The 17,045-nt window shown below is 64.7% G+C and carries 10 protein-coding genes and 1 pseudogene; 8 read left to right on the forward strand and 3 right to left on the reverse strand.

What is annotated here, in order from left to right:
* The first annotated feature begins 47 nt into the window (after positions 1 to 47).
* From N6L26_RS12960 to N6L26_RS12980, 5 genes are all read left to right on the forward strand, one after another.
* Positions 48 to 1,910 (forward strand): DUF294 nucleotidyltransferase-like domain-containing protein, encoded by a 1,863-nt coding sequence (locus tag N6L26_RS12960; protein ID WP_263605966.1) that lies wholly within the window; start codon positions 48 to 50, stop codon positions 1,908 to 1,910.
* Positions 1,903 to 2,577: an exonuclease domain-containing protein gene (locus N6L26_RS12965; protein WP_263605967.1), complete on the forward strand. Its 675-nt coding sequence runs from the start codon at positions 1,903 to 1,905 to the stop codon at positions 2,575 to 2,577. The genes N6L26_RS12960 and N6L26_RS12965 overlap by 8 nt, the downstream gene beginning before the upstream one ends.
* Before the next feature lie 116 nt (positions 2,578 to 2,693).
* Positions 2,694 to 2,972: a DUF4212 domain-containing protein gene (locus tag N6L26_RS12970; protein WP_263605968.1), complete on the forward strand. Its 279-nt coding sequence runs from the start codon at positions 2,694 to 2,696 to the stop codon at positions 2,970 to 2,972.
* 10 nt (positions 2,973 to 2,982) lie between these two features.
* On the forward strand, positions 2,983 to 4,758 hold the full coding sequence (locus N6L26_RS12975; RefSeq protein ID WP_263605969.1) for a sodium:solute symporter family protein: 1,776 nt from the start codon (positions 2,983 to 2,985) through the stop codon (positions 4,756 to 4,758).
* A gap of 102 nt (positions 4,759 to 4,860) precedes the next feature.
* Complete coding sequence (locus tag N6L26_RS12980; RefSeq protein WP_263605970.1) at positions 4,861 to 8,226, forward strand: PAS-domain containing protein; 3,366 nt, start codon at positions 4,861 to 4,863, stop codon at positions 8,224 to 8,226.
* Here the strand turns inward: N6L26_RS12980 and N6L26_RS12985 are convergent.
* Together N6L26_RS12985 and acs are read right to left on the reverse strand one after the other, a co-directional pair.
* Positions 8,196 to 8,831, reverse strand: coding sequence for a LuxR C-terminal-related transcriptional regulator (locus N6L26_RS12985; protein WP_263605971.1), 636 nt, complete (start codon positions 8,829 to 8,831; stop codon positions 8,196 to 8,198). The two genes, N6L26_RS12980 and N6L26_RS12985, sit on opposite strands and share 31 nt — an antisense overlap.
* Positions 8,832 to 8,836: 5 nt before the next feature.
* Positions 8,837 to 10,768, reverse strand: coding sequence for an acetate--CoA ligase (acs, locus tag N6L26_RS12990; RefSeq protein ID WP_263605972.1), 1,932 nt, complete (start codon positions 10,766 to 10,768; stop codon positions 8,837 to 8,839).
* A 169-nt stretch (positions 10,769 to 10,937) separates the two neighbouring features.
* Between acs and N6L26_RS12995 the strand changes: the two genes are divergently transcribed.
* Positions 10,938 to 12,299, forward strand: a complete 1,362-nt coding sequence (locus N6L26_RS12995) for a DcaP family trimeric outer membrane transporter (protein WP_263605973.1) — start codon at positions 10,938 to 10,940, stop codon at positions 12,297 to 12,299.
* A 67-nt stretch (positions 12,300 to 12,366) separates the two neighbouring features.
* Here the strand turns inward: N6L26_RS12995 and N6L26_RS13000 are convergent, their stop codons facing one another.
* Entirely contained in the window at positions 12,367 to 13,344 is a 978-nt protein-coding gene (locus N6L26_RS13000; protein WP_263605974.1) for a GAF domain-containing protein, read from the reverse strand.
* Positions 13,345 to 13,773: 429 nt separating this feature from the next.
* Here N6L26_RS13000 and N6L26_RS13300 point away from each other — a divergent pair.
* Together N6L26_RS13300 and N6L26_RS13015 are read left to right on the forward strand one after the other, a co-directional pair.
* Positions 13,774 to 14,907: pseudogene (locus N6L26_RS13300) on the forward strand (hypothetical protein); the annotation flags it as partial.
* Between the two features lie 63 nt (positions 14,908 to 14,970).
* On the forward strand, positions 14,971 to 17,001 hold the full coding sequence (locus tag N6L26_RS13015; protein ID WP_263605977.1) for a hypothetical protein: 2,031 nt from the start codon (positions 14,971 to 14,973) through the stop codon (positions 16,999 to 17,001).
* Positions 17,002 to 17,045: the final 44 nt, after the last annotated feature.

Here is a 17,045-nt window from a genome sequence, read left to right on the forward strand (position 1 = left end):
CTAAAGTCGATACGGCCAAATGGCGCCAGTCGTGCTATCCTGGCCCGATGGTCAGCGAGCTGAGCGATATCCGGTCTTTTCTCGAGCACACGGCCCCGTTCGACGCACTCGACCGCGACACGCTGGTCTCTGCCGTACGCCGGGTGACGGTTCGCTATTACCGGTCGGGCGAGGAAATCCTGGCCAGCGGCGGACACAATGAACATCTCTATGTCGTCCGTTCGGGATCGGTCGAACTGCGGCTTGCTGGAGACGATCTGATGGCGCATCTCGATGCGGGAAGCTGCTTTGCCTTTCCCTCGCTTCTGCGCGAGGGCGAGGTGCGCAATACGACCGTCGCGCTGGAGGATACGCTCGCCTATCTTTTGCCGGGGGACCTTTTTCGCGAGCTGCGCCAGAAATCGACCCCCTTTCGTGAGTTCTTTGCCGAGAACGAGAGCGCGCGCATCCGCAATGCCGTGCGCGACCTGAAAAGCAGGCATTCCAGCCTGCTGGGGCAGCGCAGTATCGGGGAACTCCTCACGCATCGCCGACCGGTCTCGTGCAATCCGGATACGCTTGTTTCGGATGCCGCCACGCTGATGAGCCATCACGATGTGAGCACGCTGGCCATTTGCACCACCGAAAAGCTTGTCGGGATCTTCACCGATAAGGATTTGCGCAACCGGGTGGTCGCCACGGGGCGCAGTTTCGATACGCCTGTCAGCGCCGTGATGACCTCGGCGCCATGCACATTGCCCGAAAGTGCGACTATTTCGGAGGCGATGGCCATGATGGCGGCCGGGGGTTTCCGCCACATACCCGTGCTCGGCCCGGGCGGTGAACTGCTCGCCATTCTGAGCGCGACCGACATCCTGGCCCATCTCGGCGACAGCGCGATCGATACGGGAATGCTCGTCGCACGCGCGGCAACGCCGGGGGCGCTGGTTGCTGCAGCCGAGCGTATTCCCGAAGGTTTCACACGGATGGATGCGGGCGGGTTTCACGCCGAGCATACCATGCGTTTCACCTCCGCGCTGGGCGAGGCAGTGCACCGCCGGGCGGCAGAGCTGGCGGAGGCTGAGCTTGGTCCCCCTCCGGTCCCCTATGCGCTGATGGTGTTCGGCTCGCTTGCGCGGGGCGAACAATTGGTCGGGTCCGACCAGGACAATGGCCTGGTAATCGACGACCGGGTCGACGCGGCCGGAAGAGCCTATTTCGAGGCGCTGGGCACGCGCATATCCGATACGCTGCATCAGGCGGGCTTCGTTTACTGCAATGGCGGGATCATGGCTCGCAATGCCGACCAGCGGCTGACCTTGGGCGAGTGGCAATCGCGGTACGACGACTGGATCGACAATCCCGACGAGGACAAGATCCTGCGCGCGACGATCTTCTTCGACATGCGCGTGGTCCACGGGCGGCTCGAGGTGGAGCGCGATTTGCGCGACTATGTCCTCGGGAGAGTGGCGAGCAACCGGCTGTTCCTGAGTTACCTCGCGCGCGATGCGCAGCGCAGCCGCATCCCGCTCGGCATCTTCCGCAACCTCGTGCTGGAAAAGACCGCCGACGGCGCCAAGGGCTTCGATGCCAAGGCACAGGCGATCCTGCCGCTGATCGCCATCGCGCGCACTTTTGCCCTGTCCGAAGGCCTATCGGCAGTCGGCACGCTCGAACGGCTCGCTGCGCTGGCCGCAGCGGGACGCATGGCCAAGGGCGATGCAGAGAGCCTCAAGGACGCGTTCCTGCTCGTCAACGAGCTGCGGATCACCCACCAGGCGGCACAGCTTCGCCGGGGCAAGGCGCCCGACAATGTGATTGCCCCCTCATCGCTGTCCCCGCTGGAGCGGGATTATCTCAAGGATGCCTTTTCCGTCATTCGCGGCGGGCTGGAATCGCTCAAGCGCAATCTGGCGGGCGGCATTGCGTGAGGCGCTACGGTCGTGGCGTTTTGCGCGCGGCCTCAAGGCCTGCGCGGCCAAGGGCGATGCGCGGCTCGCGCATTATGCGCAGGCCGACTGGCCCGAAGCTGACACGCTCATCGGCGATGCATCCTTGCTCGCGCTCGATTTCGAGCTTGATGGTCTGTCGAGCAATGCGCATGTGCTGCAGGCCGGTTGGCTGGCGTTCGACGTGCGCGAAATCGATCTGGGCACTGCACAATCCTTCGACGTCAAAAGCGCTCGCAGGCTCGATGACGATGCGGTCGTGGTCCACGGGATCGGCGAGCAGCGGGCGCGTGCCGGGGATAGTCTCGACGGTGTCGTAGGCGAATTGGTCGCGGCGCTCGCTGGTCGCATCATGGTTGCCCATAGTGCGTCGATCGAACGCGAGGTGATTGCCCGCGTGACCCGGGCGCGCTTCGGCCTTGCGCTCCCGGTTCGGTCGATCTGCACGCTGGCGCTCGAGCGCAGGCTCAATCCCAACCTCGTCGGCAGCGGGGCATATCGTCTCGCTGCAACCCGCGCGCGGTACGGCCTGCCCGCCTACAGCCAGCATGATGCGCTGTCCGATGCGCTGGCGGCCGGCGAGCTGCTGCTCGCGCAGTTATCCCGCATGCCGAGGGACACCCGCCTCGGCCGTCTGGAAGCGCTCTAGACCCGCCCCCATTAGACTTATGTCGCGCTCGCCGTGTGTCTGCGCGCAGCATAGCCTCCCTTCGCAAAGCTTCCCAATTCCTGGGCGCTTTGCACATATGAGAGGGAGGGGATGCCATGTCCGACGAGAACGAAACCCATCAGACGAGCGAAGCGGAGGGCGCCTACTGGCGCGACAATATCCGCCTGCTGGTCACGCTGATGGCGATCTGGTTCGCCTGTTCATTCGGCGCCGGAATCCTGTTCCGCGACTTCCTCGACCAGTTCATGGTCGGCGGATATCCGCTCGGCTTCTGGTTCGCCCAGCAGGGCTCGATCTACATCTTCATTGCTCTGATCTTCTACTACGTCGTCAAGATGAGGAAGCTCGAGCGCAAGTACGATCTCGACGATTGAGGAGGGGACGATGGACACGCAAACTCTGATCTATCTCTTCGTCGGCGCCAGCTTCGCCCTCTACATCGGCATTGCCCTGTGGAGCAGGGCAGGTTCGACGAAGGAATTCTACGTCGCCGGCGGCGGGGTCAACCCGGTCGTCAACGGCATGGCGACCGCCGCCGACTGGATGAGCGCGGCAAGCTTCATCTCGATGGCTGGCCTCATCGCATTCCTCGGCTATGACGGGTCGGTCTACCTGATGGGCTGGACCGGCGGATACGTCATGCTGGCGCTGCTATTGGCGCCGTACCTGCGCAAGTTCGGACAGTTTACCGTGCCCGATTTTATTGGCACGCGGTATTATTCCAACGCAGCGCGGGTGGTCGCGGTGATCTGCCTGATCTTCATCAGCTTCACCTACATCGCGGGGCAGATGCGCGGTGTGGGAATCGTGTTCTCGCGCTTCCTCGACGTGGACATCACCATGGGCGTGATCATCGGGATGGGGATCGTCTTCGTTTACGCCGTGCTCGGCGGGATGAAGGGCATCACCTATACGCAGGTCGCGCAATATTGCGTGCTGATCTTCGCATATATGGTGCCGGCCTTCTTCCTCAGCTTCATGATCACGGGCAACCCGATTCCGCAATTCGGCCTCGGTAGCGAGATCAACGACGGGTCGGGGCTATACGTGCTCCAGAAACTCAATCTGGTGCTCACCGATCTCGGTTTCGGCGAATATACCGACGGGTCGAAGAGCATGGTGGATGTGTTCTGCATCACGCTGGCGCTAATGGTCGGGACCGCGGGTCTGCCGCATGTGATTGTGCGGTTCTTTACCGTCCCCAAGGCGTCCGATGCTCGCAAGTCGGCCGGTTGGGCGCTGGTGTTCATCGCACTGCTCTACACCACGGCGCCGGCCGTGGGTGCTTTCGCCCGCCTCAACTTCATCGATACGGTGAACGAGACGAGCTATTCGGAGGCACCCGGCTGGTTCAAGAACTGGGAGCGCAACGATCTCATCGCCTTCAAGGACAAGAACGGCGACGGTGTGATGCAATATCGCAGCGGGGCTGCCTTCGAAGGGGCACCCGCCTTTGGTGAAGGGACCGGGCCTTCGGGAGAACGCGTGGTCACCAACGCACCCGACGCCGACAGCGCGAACGAGGTCTATGTCGACCGGGACATCATGGTTCTTGCCAACCCGGAAATCGGCAATCTGCCGGGCTGGGTCATCGCGCTGGTCGCTGCCGGGGGTCTCGCCGCGGCTCTGTCGACCGCAGCCGGTCTGCTGCTGGTGATCTCCAGCTCGATCAGCCACGATCTGCTCAAGTCGACCTTCAAGCCCGACATAACGGAGAAAGGGGAATTGCGCGCGGCGCGTATCGCGGCGACCGCGGCGATCGTGGTTGCCGGCTATCTCGGCATCTACCCTCCGGGCTGGGTGGCACAGGTGGTGGCATTCGCCTTCGGGCTTGCTGCAGCCAGCCTGTTCCCCGCCATCTTCATGGGCATCTTTTCCAAACGGATGAACAAGGAAGGAGCGATTGCGGGCATGGTGACCGGCCTGGCCTTTACCTTCGGCTATATCTTCTACTTCAAGCTGGCCAATCCGGAGGCGAATGTAGCGGAGAACTGGCTGTTAGGAGTTTCGCCCGAAGGGATCGGTGTGGTCGGCATGGTGCTGAACTTCGTGATCGCCATCGTAGTCTCGAGGATGACGGCAAGCCCGCCGGTCGAGATCCGCAAGCTGGTGGATTCGATCCGCGTGCCGCGCGGTGCCGGAGATGCCCACGCACACTAGGGCCTATCGGGCCGGTCGCAGGGAAGGGCGGTGCTGCCGGGCGCCGCCCTTTCTTGCATGAAGCGCCAGTTGCGATAGTCTGGTACACGGAGGGAGACAGCCATGCTGTTCGGTGCAGCGATCATTGCGGCGACGCTCTACCTGGCGCTGCTGTTCTGGATCGCCGCGCGGCAGGACCGGCTGGCCGACGCGGGACAAATCGTGTCCGCGCGCAGGCGCGACTGGACCTATGGTCTCAGCCTGGCGGTCTATTGCACCAGCTGGACCTTTTTCGGCGGCGTGGGTTCGGCCGCAAGTTCGGGCTGGCATTACCTGCCGATCTATCTCGGCCCGGTGCTGGTCTTCACCCTCGGCTTCGGATTGGTGCGGCGCATTCTCGCGCAGGCCAAGGCGCAGCACTCGACCTCGATCGCCGACTTCCTGTCTGCCCGTTATGGTAAGAGCGCCATCGTCGCGGCACTGGTGACGATCTTCGCCACGATCGGTTCGCTTCCCTACATGGCATTGCAGCTGCAATCGGTGGGCGCCTCGCTGCTCGCGCTCGATCCCGAGCTCAAGGCCAGGGTTTCGGCCAACGAGCTGGTCCTGCTGGTCGCAGGCAGCATGGCGCTGTTCGCCATCCTGTTTGGCTCGCGCCGCGTCGGCCGGGCGGGCGACAATGCGGGCCTGGTGCTCACCATCGCGGTGGAATCGGCGGTCAAAATTCTCGCGCTATTGGCCGTGGCGGCATTCGCGCTGACAATCGTCGCCGACCGGCCGGAGGTGATTGCACCCTCGGTTTCCCCGTTTTCGGCCCGCCAGTTCGATGCCCGGTTTGCCGTACTCACATTGATCGCGGCCTGCGCCGCATTGTGCCTTCCGCGCCAGTTCCACATGAGCTTCGTCGAGGCCCAGACCGACCGCGCCGGCCCGCGGATGCAGTGGATCTTTCCCGCCTATCTTGTGGTCACTTCGCTGGTCATCGTGCCGATCGTGCTGGCGGGGATCGCCGTGCTTCCCGCTTCGACGCCCGCCGACCTGATCGTCATGGAGCTGCCGCTCAAAAGCGGCAATGCGGTGCTCGCGCTATTCGTCTTTATCGGCGGGTTTGCCGCCTCAACCGGCATGATCGTGGTCGCCAGCGTGGCTCTCTCGACGATGATCACCAACGACCTCGTCTCGCCGCTGGTGTTCCGGCGCGAACTCAAGGGCCGGGGCGACCGGACCCGGCTCGCGACCCGCCTGCTGATGATCCGCCGGCTCGTCATCGCCGCGCTGCTGTTTTTCGCCTACCTCGTCTATCTCGGCTTCGGCAACACGGCGAACCTTGCCGGTCTCGGGACACTGGCCTTTGCCGCCATGGCGCAATTCGCGCCGGGGCTCGTGCTCGGCATGATCACGCGGAACGGCAACAAGGTGGGCATGGTCTGCGGCTTGCTGGCTGGCTTTGCCTGCTGGTTGGTGCTGCTCATTCTCCCGCCCGCTACGGGACAGATGCCGATATTCCTCATCCACCCGGATCCACTGGTCTCGGGCGTTCTGATGAGCCTTGGCGCCAATACAGCGGCCTTCTGGGCAGGTTCGGCACTGGGGCGCGAAACGCTGGTCGATGCCGCGCAGGCGGCGGCCTTCGTCGGCACGGCGGCACCGGGAGCGCGCCCGGCCTTCACTACCGCCAAGCGCATCGCCGACGTCCGCCTGCTGCTCGCCCAGTTTGTCGGGGAGAAGCGGGCGAGCGAGACGCTCGGCGCGGGGTATCGCGACAGCGATCCGGCCGATCCCCAAATCCTCGCGATGGCCGAGCGGACCATTGCCGGCGTGGTCGGCACCCCTTCGGCGCGCATGCTGATGTCGAGCTGGTCGCAAGGGGATCCGGTACCGCTCGAGCAGGTCGTCGCCATGTTCGACGAAACCAACCGCCGCCTCTCCTTCAGCGGCGACCTGCTGCAGCTTGCGATCGAGAACATCGACCAGGGCGTCGCGCTTGTCGATCTGGACATGAACCTCGTCGCCTGGAACAGCCGCTACCAGGATATGTTCTCGCTGCCCGACGAAATGGCGAGCGTGGGCACGCCTATCGCCGACCTCATCCGCTACAATCTCGAACAGGGCGGCGTGCCCGAGCGGGAAATCGAGCTACAGGTCGCTCGCAGGCTCGAACATATGCGCGCCGGGCGCACGCATCGCCTCGAGCGCGAACAGCATGATGGGCGGGTCATGCGCATCATCGGCAATCCCGCACCCGGCGGCGGCTATGTCACCAGTTATAGCGATGTCACTGCCGACCGCCGCGCCGAGCAGGCGCTTGAACACAAGGTCGCCGAACGGACCCGGCAGCTGAGCGAGGCGAATACCAAGCTGGAGGCGGCGACCCGTTCGAAGACCCGCTTCCTCGCCGCGGCCAGCCACGATCTCATCCAGCCGCTCAACGCCGCGCGGCTCTTCGCCTCGGCGCTGGGCGAGGAAGTTCGGGGCCGCGAACCGCTCGAGGCGCTGGTCAAGGATCTCGACGGGTCGATCACCTCGGCGGACCGGCTGATCCGCACGCTGCTCGACATCTCCAAGCTCGACGGGGGAGGGATCGAGCCGAAGCACGAACCCGTCGCGCTCGACGATATCTTCGACGAAATTATGCGTGAGTTCTCGGTGCAGGCGGAGAACAAGGGGCTCACCTTTCGCCGCGTCTCGACAAGCGCGTGGATCCAAACCGACCGCGCGCTGCTCGCAAGCGTAGTGCGAAACCTGATGAGCAATGCGATCCGCTACACCGAAAGCGGGGGCGTGTTGCTCGGCGTGCGACGGGTGGGCGCCGACATCGAGCTTTGCGTCTTCGACACCGGACGGGGCATTGCCGAGGAGGATGTCGAACGGCTCTTCGGCGAGTTCCAGCGCGGGCGAACGCCCGACCGCGAGGGCCTTGGCCTGGGCCTGGCCATCGTACGGCGCATCACCGCGCTACTTTCGATCGACATTGTCACCCGCTCTGTTCTCGGGCGCGGAAGCAGCTTCTCGGTCCGGCTGCCGGTCCTGCGCTGGAGCGCCCGCGCAGAACCCGAGCGCCGGGGGCGCAAGGCGTCGACAATTGCGAATGCGCGCATCCTCGTGGTCGACAACGATCCGGGCGCTCTCAACGCGACCGCCGCGCTACTCGACCGATGGGAGCTCGAGGTGACCTGCGCTTCGGGCGAGGCGGAAGCGCTCGCAGTCGCGCCGACCGCGCCGGATGTGGTTATCATGGACTTCCGTCTCGATGACGGCGCGCGTGGCGACGGTGTTTACGAGGTCCTGTGCGCTGCATGGGGCACCCGCCCGCCAGCGATCCTGCTGACTGCCGAAGCGAGCGAGGAAACCGAGGCAGCCGCGGCGCGCATGGGGGCGAACCGGCTGCTGAAACCGTCCTCGCCAGCCGCGCTGCGAGCACTCTTTTCGGATTGCGTGGCGCGCAGCAGGCCCGAAAATCAGGCCGAGGTCGGGGTCGCTAAGTCCTGAGCCACCTCCAGCTTGCCCGCCAGCAGGACCGCCTGCGTACGGTTCACCACGCCCAGCTTGCGGAAAATGGCGGTGATGTGCGCCTTTACGGTCGCCTCGCTGATGTCGAGCTCATAGGCGATCTGCTTGTTGAGCAGCCCCTGGCTCAACTGGCCGAGAATCCGGCGCTGGGCGGGCGTGAGGTTGGCAATGCGGGCGAGGTCGTCGTCGGTTGCGCCGTCGCTTTCGGGAAACCAGTCGTCTCCCTCGCGCACGCACGACAGCGCTTCGCGCATGAGTTCCAGGCTCGCCGACTTGGGAATGAACGCCGCCGCGCCCAGCTGGCTCGCCGCATCATACACGCGGGGCTCCTCGCTCGCGGAGATGATGGCAACCGGAAGCGCGGGAAAATCCTGCCGGAAGTCCATCAGGGCGCTCAGTCCGTTCGAATCCTCCATGTGGAGGTCCAACAGCAGGACTTCGGCGCCCCGGTCCAGCTCGCGCCGTGCTTCGGTCGCGCTCGACGTTTCGACGATCTCGGCCCCGGGCCAGACCTTGGCTACCGCGTGGCTTAACGCCGTGCGGAACAAGGGGTGATCGTCGGCGATGATGATGCGACTTGCCATCTCGATCAGCGGTTCTGCCTCCCTTCGATCAGGCGATCAACCAGGCTTGGATCGGCAAGCGTCGATGTGTCGCCGAGCGAGCCGTAATCGTTCTCGGCAATCTTGCGCAGGATGCGGCGCATGATCTTGCCCGAACGCGTCTTGGGCAGGCCGTCGGTGAACTGGATGTGGTCGGGCGAAGCGATCGGGCCGATCTCCTTGCGGACATGGCTGCGCAGGTCGGTGTGGAGCGCGTCCGATCCCTTCTCCTTCGCGTTGAGCGTGACGTAGCAATAGATGCCCTGTCCCTTGATGTCGTGCGGGCATCCGACCACCGCGGCCTCGGCGACCTTGGCATGGCTGACCAGCGCGCTTTCGACTTCGGCCGTGCCCATGCGGTGACCCGAGACATTGATGACGTCGTCGACGCGGCCGGTGATCCAGTAATAGCCGTCTGCGTCGCGGCGGCAGCCGTCTCCAGTGAAATATTTGCCGCGGTAGGTGCTGAAATAGGTCTGCTCGAAGCGTTCGTGATCGCCATAAACCGTACGCGCCTGACCGGGCCAGCTGTGCGTGATGCACAAATTCCCCTCGGCGACGCCGTCGAGCACTCCACCTTCGTTATCGACCAATTGTGGTCGAATGCCGAAGAATGGCTTGCCCGCGCTGCCCGGCTTCATGTCGTGGGTAGATGGTAGGGTGGTGATCATTACGCCGCCCGTCTCGGTCTGCCACCAGGTGTCGACGATGGGGCAGCGCTTTTCGCCGACCACGTCGAAGTACCATTGCCAGGCTTCCGGGTTGATCGGCTCGCCCACCGTGCCGAGCAGGCGCAAGGATGACCGGTCGTGCGCTGTGACGAAACCATCGCCCTCGCGCATCAGCGCGCGGATTGCAGTGGGCGCAGTGTAGAGAATGTTGACCTTGTGCTTGTCGACCACCTCCCAGAAGCGGCCGTGGTCCGGATAGCTGGGCACGCCTTCGAAAATCACCTGCGTGGCGCCGTTCAACAGTGGGCCGTAGGCAATGTAGCTGTGGCCGGTGATCCAGCCGATGTCGGCGGTGCACCAGAAGACCTCGCCTTTCCGATAGTCGAAAGCGTAGGAGAAGGTCGTCGCGGTCCAGACACCATAGCCTCCGGTCGTATGCACGACGCCCTTGGGCTTGCCGGTCGAACCCGAGGTGTAGAGGATGAACAGCGGGTCTTCCGCGTTCATCGGCTCGCACGGGCAATCGGCACCGCTCGCAACCTCGTGATACCAGTGATCGCGGCCTGCGGTCATCGGAATGTCCGCGCCCGTATGGCGAACCACTAACATGCCGTCGATCGGCGTTTCGTGATCGGGCTCGGCGATCGCTGCGTCGACATTCGTCTTCAAGGGGACGCGCTTGCCGCCGCGCAGCCCTTCGTCGGCAGTGACCACGAAGCGGCTGCCGCACCCTTCGATGCGTCCGGCCAGTGCTTCGGGTGAGAAACCGCCGAAGACCACCGAGTGGACCGCGCCGATGCGTGCGCAGGCCAGCAGGGCAAGGACCCCTTCGACGATCATCGGCATGTAGATGGTAACGCGGTCGCCCCGTGTTACTCCGATCGCCTTGAGTGCGTTGGCCATGGCAACGACTTCGACGTGGAGCTGGCGATACGTCAACGTGCGGCTGCCGGCTTGCGGATCGTCGGGTTCGAAGATGATTGCAGTGTCGTCGCCGTATCGATCGAGATGGCGGTCCACCGCATTGTGGCACAGGTTCAACTTGCCATCGGCGTACCAGGCGATCTCTACTGGATCGTAAGACCATTCCCCTGCCTTGGACGGGTTATCGAACCAGTCCAGCCGCTTTGCCTGTTCGAGCCAGAAGCCGTCGCTGTCTTCGATCGACCGCTCGTACAGGCTGTCGAACTGTTCGAGCGTGCACCGGCTTGCTTCGGCGTTGCCAAGACGGCGGACAACATCGCGCATGAAATGTCTCCCTTCTTTATCGACCCAGATAGCAGCCCCGGCACCATACGCGCTGTCAGACCAAGGTCTTACGACCATCTGCCGATTTATCTGTCCCACCCGAAGTGCATCATCCCCCGGATAATATCTGAGGGAGGCTAACATGGGTGGCAGCGCATTCGGAAAATTCATGCGGGCAGGACTTCTTGCCGGAACCTGCCTTGCGGCGGCCCCGGCGGCAGCACAGGACGACGATGTCGAGGCTCGGTTGGACCGGCTCGAAAGGCTGGTCACGCAATTGGTCGAACGGCTTGACGCCAAGGACGGCGAACTGGATGCCCGGCAAGCCGAAACGGTCGCCCAGACGCAGCAGGCGCTGGCCGAGACCCGTATTCTCCATGAACGCCAGGAACAACTTGCCGCGCAGATCGACGAGCCGAAGAAGGACGAAGGCAAGGGTTTCCGGGTTGGCAGCACGCTCGTCTCCTACGCCGGTTATGTGAAGCTCGATGCGATTACCCAGCGCACCAGTGCCGGGCAGGTGGGCTCAAGCAGTATAGTGCGCGATTTTCTCATCCCCGGCGCCATCCCCGTGGGCGGGGATGCATCGGGTTGGGACACCGATTTCAACGCGCGCCAGAGCCGCCTTGTGTTCAAGACCGCGACCGATGTCGGGGGCGAGCATACGCTCGGCTCGCAGATCGAACTCGACTTCATGGTCACACCCGATGGCGATGAGCGCATTTCCAACAGCTACCAGCCGCGCTTGCGGCAAGCCTTCGTCACCTATGACAATTGGCTGTTCGGTCAGGCATGGTCGACCTTCCAGAATGTCGGCGCTCTGCCCGAAAGCCTCGACTTCATCGGGACCACGCCGGGCACGGTATTCGTCCGCCAGCCGATGATCCGATATACCGCCGGCGGCTTCATGCTGGCGACGGAGCAGCCGGAAACCACCGTGACCGCGAGCAATGGCGCGCGCGTGCTGCCCGGCGACGACACCATTCCCGACATGGTGGTGCGATATAATCTCACCGGCGACTGGGGCTCTCTCACCGCAGCGGGCATCCTCAGGAACCTGCGTATCGCAGACGATGACTTCGGGACGGGTTCGGACAGCGCGTTCGGCTATGGCCTGAGCGTCTCGGGCAGGGTCCGGCTGGGCGAGCGCGACGATTTCCGATTCATGGGGACGGCCGGCGACGGGCTGGGGCGCTACATCGGGCTCAACATCGTCAACGATGCCGCAGTAGACGCTGATGGCGACCTCGACCCGATCTTTACCTATTCGGGCTTCGGCGCCTTCCGCCACCAATGGTCGGACCAGCTGCGTTCGAGTATCGCGGGGTCCTATTTCAAGGCCGACAACCCGGTCCTGCTGACATCGGGCGCAGTCACCGACGAAAGCTGGAACGTCCTGGCGAACCTCATCTATTCGCCCGTCCGCCCGATCGATATCGGGATCGAGTACATGTATGCCGAGCGGACCACCGAAGACGGCCAGTCGGGCAATCTCCAGAAGGTCCAGGTCTCGACCAAATATTCGTTTTGAGCGCGGCCCGTTTGCTGGATTTCCGGTTAGCCGCGGGTCTTATCGATTTCCTGCTTCCGCCCCCCGGTTAGGCCCCCAAGCGGCGGCGTAGTTCGGCGGTCGAGGTGCGGGAGACCGGGGCCGGTACGGGGCAGCCCTTGACGAGTAACTCAAGATCCTGCCCGCCCGGGCGGCGGCGCAGGAGTTCGACCAGCCGGATATTGACGAGGGTCGAACGATGGACCCGCAGGAAATCTTGGTCGGGCAGGACCGACTGCCACCAGCGCAGCGGGCGGTCGTCGGTCAGTTGGGTGCCGTCGCGCAGGCCGACCAGCGACCCGTCGCGATCGGCGCGAACCGACGCGATAGACGCCAATGGCACGCCGCGGGCCGACCTGCCCGACTGGAGATAGATCGGGACCGAGAATTCCTCGTCCGCCGGTTTGCGTTTGGGGGCGCCTTCGGTGTTCGCCACCCCCATCAACGCAGCGATCTGGATCAGCGCGTGGACTTCGTCGATGGTCCAGCGGCGCGGGCTGCGCGCGGCATCGAGCCCGATACACGCGATCAACCGGCCGTCATCATTATGGACCGGGACCGTCAGCGTGCTCTGGATCTGCTGATGCCTGAATTCGACCTGCAGGCTGCGCAGGCTGCGGGGCAGCGTGGCCACATCGTTGATGGCGACACTGCGCCCCTCCCGCAGGGGGGCCAACATTTCTCCCATCATGCTAACCGGGACGTTCTGCAGATTCGCGACATGCGACGACACGCCCTCTTGGCACCATTCGTTCGAATTGCGCAGCAGCGTGACATCGTCGTTGAAACGCATCACCCACGCGCGATCGACCCTGGCCGCCACCCCGATATATTCAAGGACCTGCGGAATCGCCTCCTCGAACGGGAGCGACAGCAGGAACCGCGAGGCGATGACCGCCCAACACGGCGGATCGAGATATTCGGGCAATTGGGCCAGCTGCCAGATGTCCACCTCGCTGCCGAAACGTCGAGGTCCCCCTTCGAGCTCGATCAGGTTTTCACTCCATTCAGATGCCATGCTTGCCATTCGCCGGAATCCCCCTTGCCTGAATTCGTCCGAAATTGTCTGCCTTCGCCGAGCTAACTAGCCGCTTGGGCTCGTATTCAAAGGTTTCAGGGATTCGGGAAGATCAAGTAAACGAGGGAGCATAAAACGCGCGCAGCGATCGGGAGCTGCGCGTCACCTCGTGTGCGGGTCTTTGCTGGGCCTCGCATGCGCCGGGCTGCGAGCATCTGCGACAGATAGCCTCACCCGGCCACGTCACCGCCTGCCCACCGGCGCGGCGACAAGGCGTGTTTCCAAGCGATTGATCACATCCAGCAGCGGCCGCGGGCCGCGGCGGATCCAATTTGACTACCTGGGAGGGGGATAATCATGTCTATTTCTACGAGAGATTTCCGGCGCAGCTTGCTCGTCGCGACCGGCATCGGCGCGATCGCGGTATCCAGTCCGGCCATGGCCGAGGATTGCTTCCTCGACCGGGACGACGATGGCGCCATCGATGCAGCCACCGACGATGACGGTGGCGCGGATTCCGGCGATCTCGACACTAACCTTGCCTGCGGTGTCGACGCGACGGCGACGGGCGCTGACAGCACGGCGACGGGTGCATCCAGCACGGCGACCGGCGTCAGCAGCACAGCGACCGGGGCTGGAAGTGTCGCCAGTGCCACGCAAAGCACGGCAACCGGACGGTTCAGCACGGCCAGCGGAATGAATGGTACCGCCACGGGCGCCTTCACCTCCGCCGGGGGGGTAAGTTCCACAGCCACGGGTGCGTTTAGCAATGCAAGCAACCAGAATAGCACAGCGACCGGGGCGAACAGCGCGGCAACAGGCAATCTAAGCACGGCCACCGGAAAAAGTAGCGCGGCTTCGGGCACAGACAGCACCGCCACCGGCGGGAGCAGTGCGGCGAGCGCCACGAGCAGCACGGCCACCGGGGCGAGCAGTCTCGCAAGCGGTGTGCAAAGCACGGCGACCGGCGCCAGCAGCGAAGCCAGCGGTTTCAACAGCACGACGACAGGCGCATACAGCACCGCCACAGCCGTTAACGCGACCGCAAACGGATACGACAGTGACGCCACCGGCATGGACAGTACCGCAGCCGGCGCTTTCAGCGAGGCGAGCGGCGCAAACGCCACTACCACCGGTGCATCCAGCGCAGCGAGCGGCGAGAATGCCACCGCAAACGGCTATTCCAGCGCCGCCAGCGGAACCGACAGCACCGCCCTCGGCGCAGAAAGTACCGCATCCGCCGTCAGGAGCACGGCCACAGGGGCGAACAGCACGGCCAGCGGGCTGCAAAGCATGGCCAACGGCTATGGCAGTCAGGCCACGGCGTTCAACAGCCTTGCCGTGGGGGCCTTGAGCAGCGCGACCGGCAACAAGTCTACGGCCGTCGGGACCGATAGCACCGCGAGTGCCGAGAACAGCACTGCCGCGGGTTTTTCCAGCGTAGCGACCTTCTTCGACAGCACTGCCATCGGTGCCAGCAGCTCCGCCACCCAAACGAGCGCCACCGCGACCGGCGCGAACAGCACGGCCAGCGGCCAGAGCAGCACCGCTACCGGCACCAGCAGCACAGCTTCTGGTAGCAACAGCACCGCCACCGGGGCGAGCAGTGCGGCAACCGGGACCCAGACCGTCGCCATGGGTACGGCCAGCCAGGCGACCGGCTTCGATGCCAGCGCATTCGGTGCTTCCAGCAAAGCCACCGCTACCTTCACGACAGCGATCGGCGGTTTCAGCGAGGCTAGCGGCAGCAATAGTACCGCCGCCGGCACCTATGCAGTGGCGAGCGGTACGCGGTCGATCGCCATCGGCAGCGATGGTAGCGACAGCGGCTTTATCGGCGCGATGGCATCGGCGACCAATAGCATCGCGATCGGGAATGATGCGCTCGCCGATTTCGCCAGTGCCATAGCGTTGGGCGGGAACGCGCAGGCCAGCGCGGCCAATGCGGTTGCGCTGGGCACGGGCTCGATCGCCGACCGCGCCAATACGGTCTCTCTCGGAAGCACCGGCAGCGAGCGGCAGATCGTCAACCTTGCCGCCGGAACGCAAGCGACCGATGCAGTCAACAAGGGCCAGCTCGACAACGTGGCGACATCGGCCGCCACCGCGCAGACGACTGCGAATACCGCAGTAGCCAACGCTGCCACTGCCCAGGCCACCGGGAATACCGCGCTTGCCGATGCCGCGACGGCTCAGGCCGCGGCCGAAGCGGCGCAGACGACCGCCGACACTGCGGTGACTGCTGCCGCCTCGGCTCAGGCCACCGGGGATACAGCCCTCGCGAATGCGGCGACGGCTCAGGCTGCGGCGGAAGCTGCGCAGACGACCGCCGACGGTGCGGTGACCGCTGCCGCGTCGGCTCAGGCGACCGGGGATACGGCCCTAGCGAATGCAGCGACGGCTCAAGCTACTGCGGCGACGGCGCAGACAACCGCCGATACGGCGCTCACCAATGCCGCTGCCGCGCAGGGAACTGCCAACACGGCGTTGGACAATGCCGCGACGGCGCAGAGCACGGCGAACACCGCTCGCACCGAAGCGGCAAATGCTCAAAGCCGCGCGGATGCCGCGTTCGACACCGCAGCCACCGCGCAGAGCACTGCCGACACGGCGCGTGCCGAAGCGCGCGCGGCCCAGCAGGCGGCCGATCAAGCTGGGTCCGGCGCGATAGCGGCCCAGGCCCGGGCCGATGCCGCTTTCGAAAATGCGGTGGATGCGCAGGCGAGCGCCAACCTAGCACGCACCGAGGCGCAGCAGGCGCAAACCGACGCCAACACTGCCCTGGCACGGGCCGAGGCGAACAGTGATGAATTGGCGTTCTTCGACAGCAACAGCAGCGGGCCGGGGGCATCGGCCACCGGCACCGATGCACTCGCGATCGGTACGGGCAGCCTTGCCAGCGGCGAACAGTCGGTGGCGATGGGGGCGAACGCGCAAGCGATAAACGGGCAGGCGGTCTCGATCGGGGCGGGCAATATCGCTTCGGGCAACGGCGCCGTCGCGATCGGCGATCCCAATTTGGCAACCGGCACCGGTGCAGTGGCGCTGGGCGCGGACAACACCGCGACCGGCACCGGCGCGGTTGCCATCGGCAATCTGAACAGCGCGGTGGGGAATGGCGCTATCGCGCTGGGCAACGGCGCCTCCGCCAATGGCGCCGGTGCAATAGCGATCGGCAATGGCGCGATTGCGGCGCTGGACGGACAGGTCGCTCTGGGCGGCAGCGACAGCACCTATACGTTCGCCGGGTTGAATTCGGCCGAAAGCGCCGCGCGCCAGTCCGGGCCGGTGGCCCTGGTTACCGCGGATGCTGCGGGCAATCTGGGCGTAAGCACCTTCGACGTGGGGTCCCTTCAGAACATGGCCGGGCAGATGGATATGCTCCAGGGCAGTGTCGACACACTGTTCGATCTGGCAGCCGTCGAGCGTCGCGAGACCAATCGCGGGATCGCTGCCGCAGTGGCGCTGACGCCGGCGCCCATGCCGTCGGAAGTGGGCCGGGTCAGCTATGCGGCTAACGCTTCGGTCTATCGCGGAGAGCTGGGTCTGGGCGCATCGCTGGCGGCGCGGGTCAATTCCGAGACGCCGCTCGCAGTCACGATGGGCGTGTCCTACAGCGGCGGCAAGAATACCGCCGCGCGGGTCGGAGTGGCGGGCGAGTTCTGATTATTTGACCTCGGGGAGGGGCGGGCGGCTTGGGGCCGGCGATA

Origin of the sequence: Qipengyuania sp. SS22, assembly GCF_025736935.1 — a bacterium.
In the GTDB taxonomy this organism is placed as follows: domain Bacteria; phylum Pseudomonadota; class Alphaproteobacteria; order Sphingomonadales; family Sphingomonadaceae; genus Qipengyuania.

What these genes read in the sequence shown, in the direction of transcription:
- N6L26_RS12960 (WP_263605966.1), top strand. Translation starts at nt 48, where the DNA reads ATGGTCAGCGAGCTGAGCGATATCCGGTCTTTTCTCGAGCACACGGCC.
- N6L26_RS12970 (WP_263605968.1), top strand. Translation starts at nt 2,694, where the DNA reads ATGTCCGACGAGAACGAAACCCATCAGACGAGCGAAGCGGAGGGCGCC.
- N6L26_RS12975 (WP_263605969.1), top strand. Translation starts at nt 2,983, where the DNA reads ATGGACACGCAAACTCTGATCTATCTCTTCGTCGGCGCCAGCTTCGCC.
- N6L26_RS12980 (WP_263605970.1), top strand. Translation starts at nt 4,861, where the DNA reads ATGCTGTTCGGTGCAGCGATCATTGCGGCGACGCTCTACCTGGCGCTG.
- N6L26_RS12985 (WP_263605971.1), bottom strand. Translation starts at nt 8,831, where the DNA reads ATGGCAAGTCGCATCATCATCGCCGACGATCACCCCTTGTTCCGCACG.
- acs (WP_263605972.1), bottom strand. Translation starts at nt 10,768, where the DNA reads ATGCGCGATGTTGTCCGCCGTCTTGGCAACGCCGAAGCAAGCCGGTGC.
- N6L26_RS12995 (WP_263605973.1), top strand. Translation starts at nt 10,938, where the DNA reads ATGCGGGCAGGACTTCTTGCCGGAACCTGCCTTGCGGCGGCCCCGGCG.
- N6L26_RS13000 (WP_263605974.1), bottom strand. Translation starts at nt 13,344, where the DNA reads ATGGCAAGCATGGCATCTGAATGGAGTGAAAACCTGATCGAGCTCGAA.
- N6L26_RS13015 (WP_263605977.1), top strand. Translation starts at nt 14,971, where the DNA reads ATGGGTACGGCCAGCCAGGCGACCGGCTTCGATGCCAGCGCATTCGGT.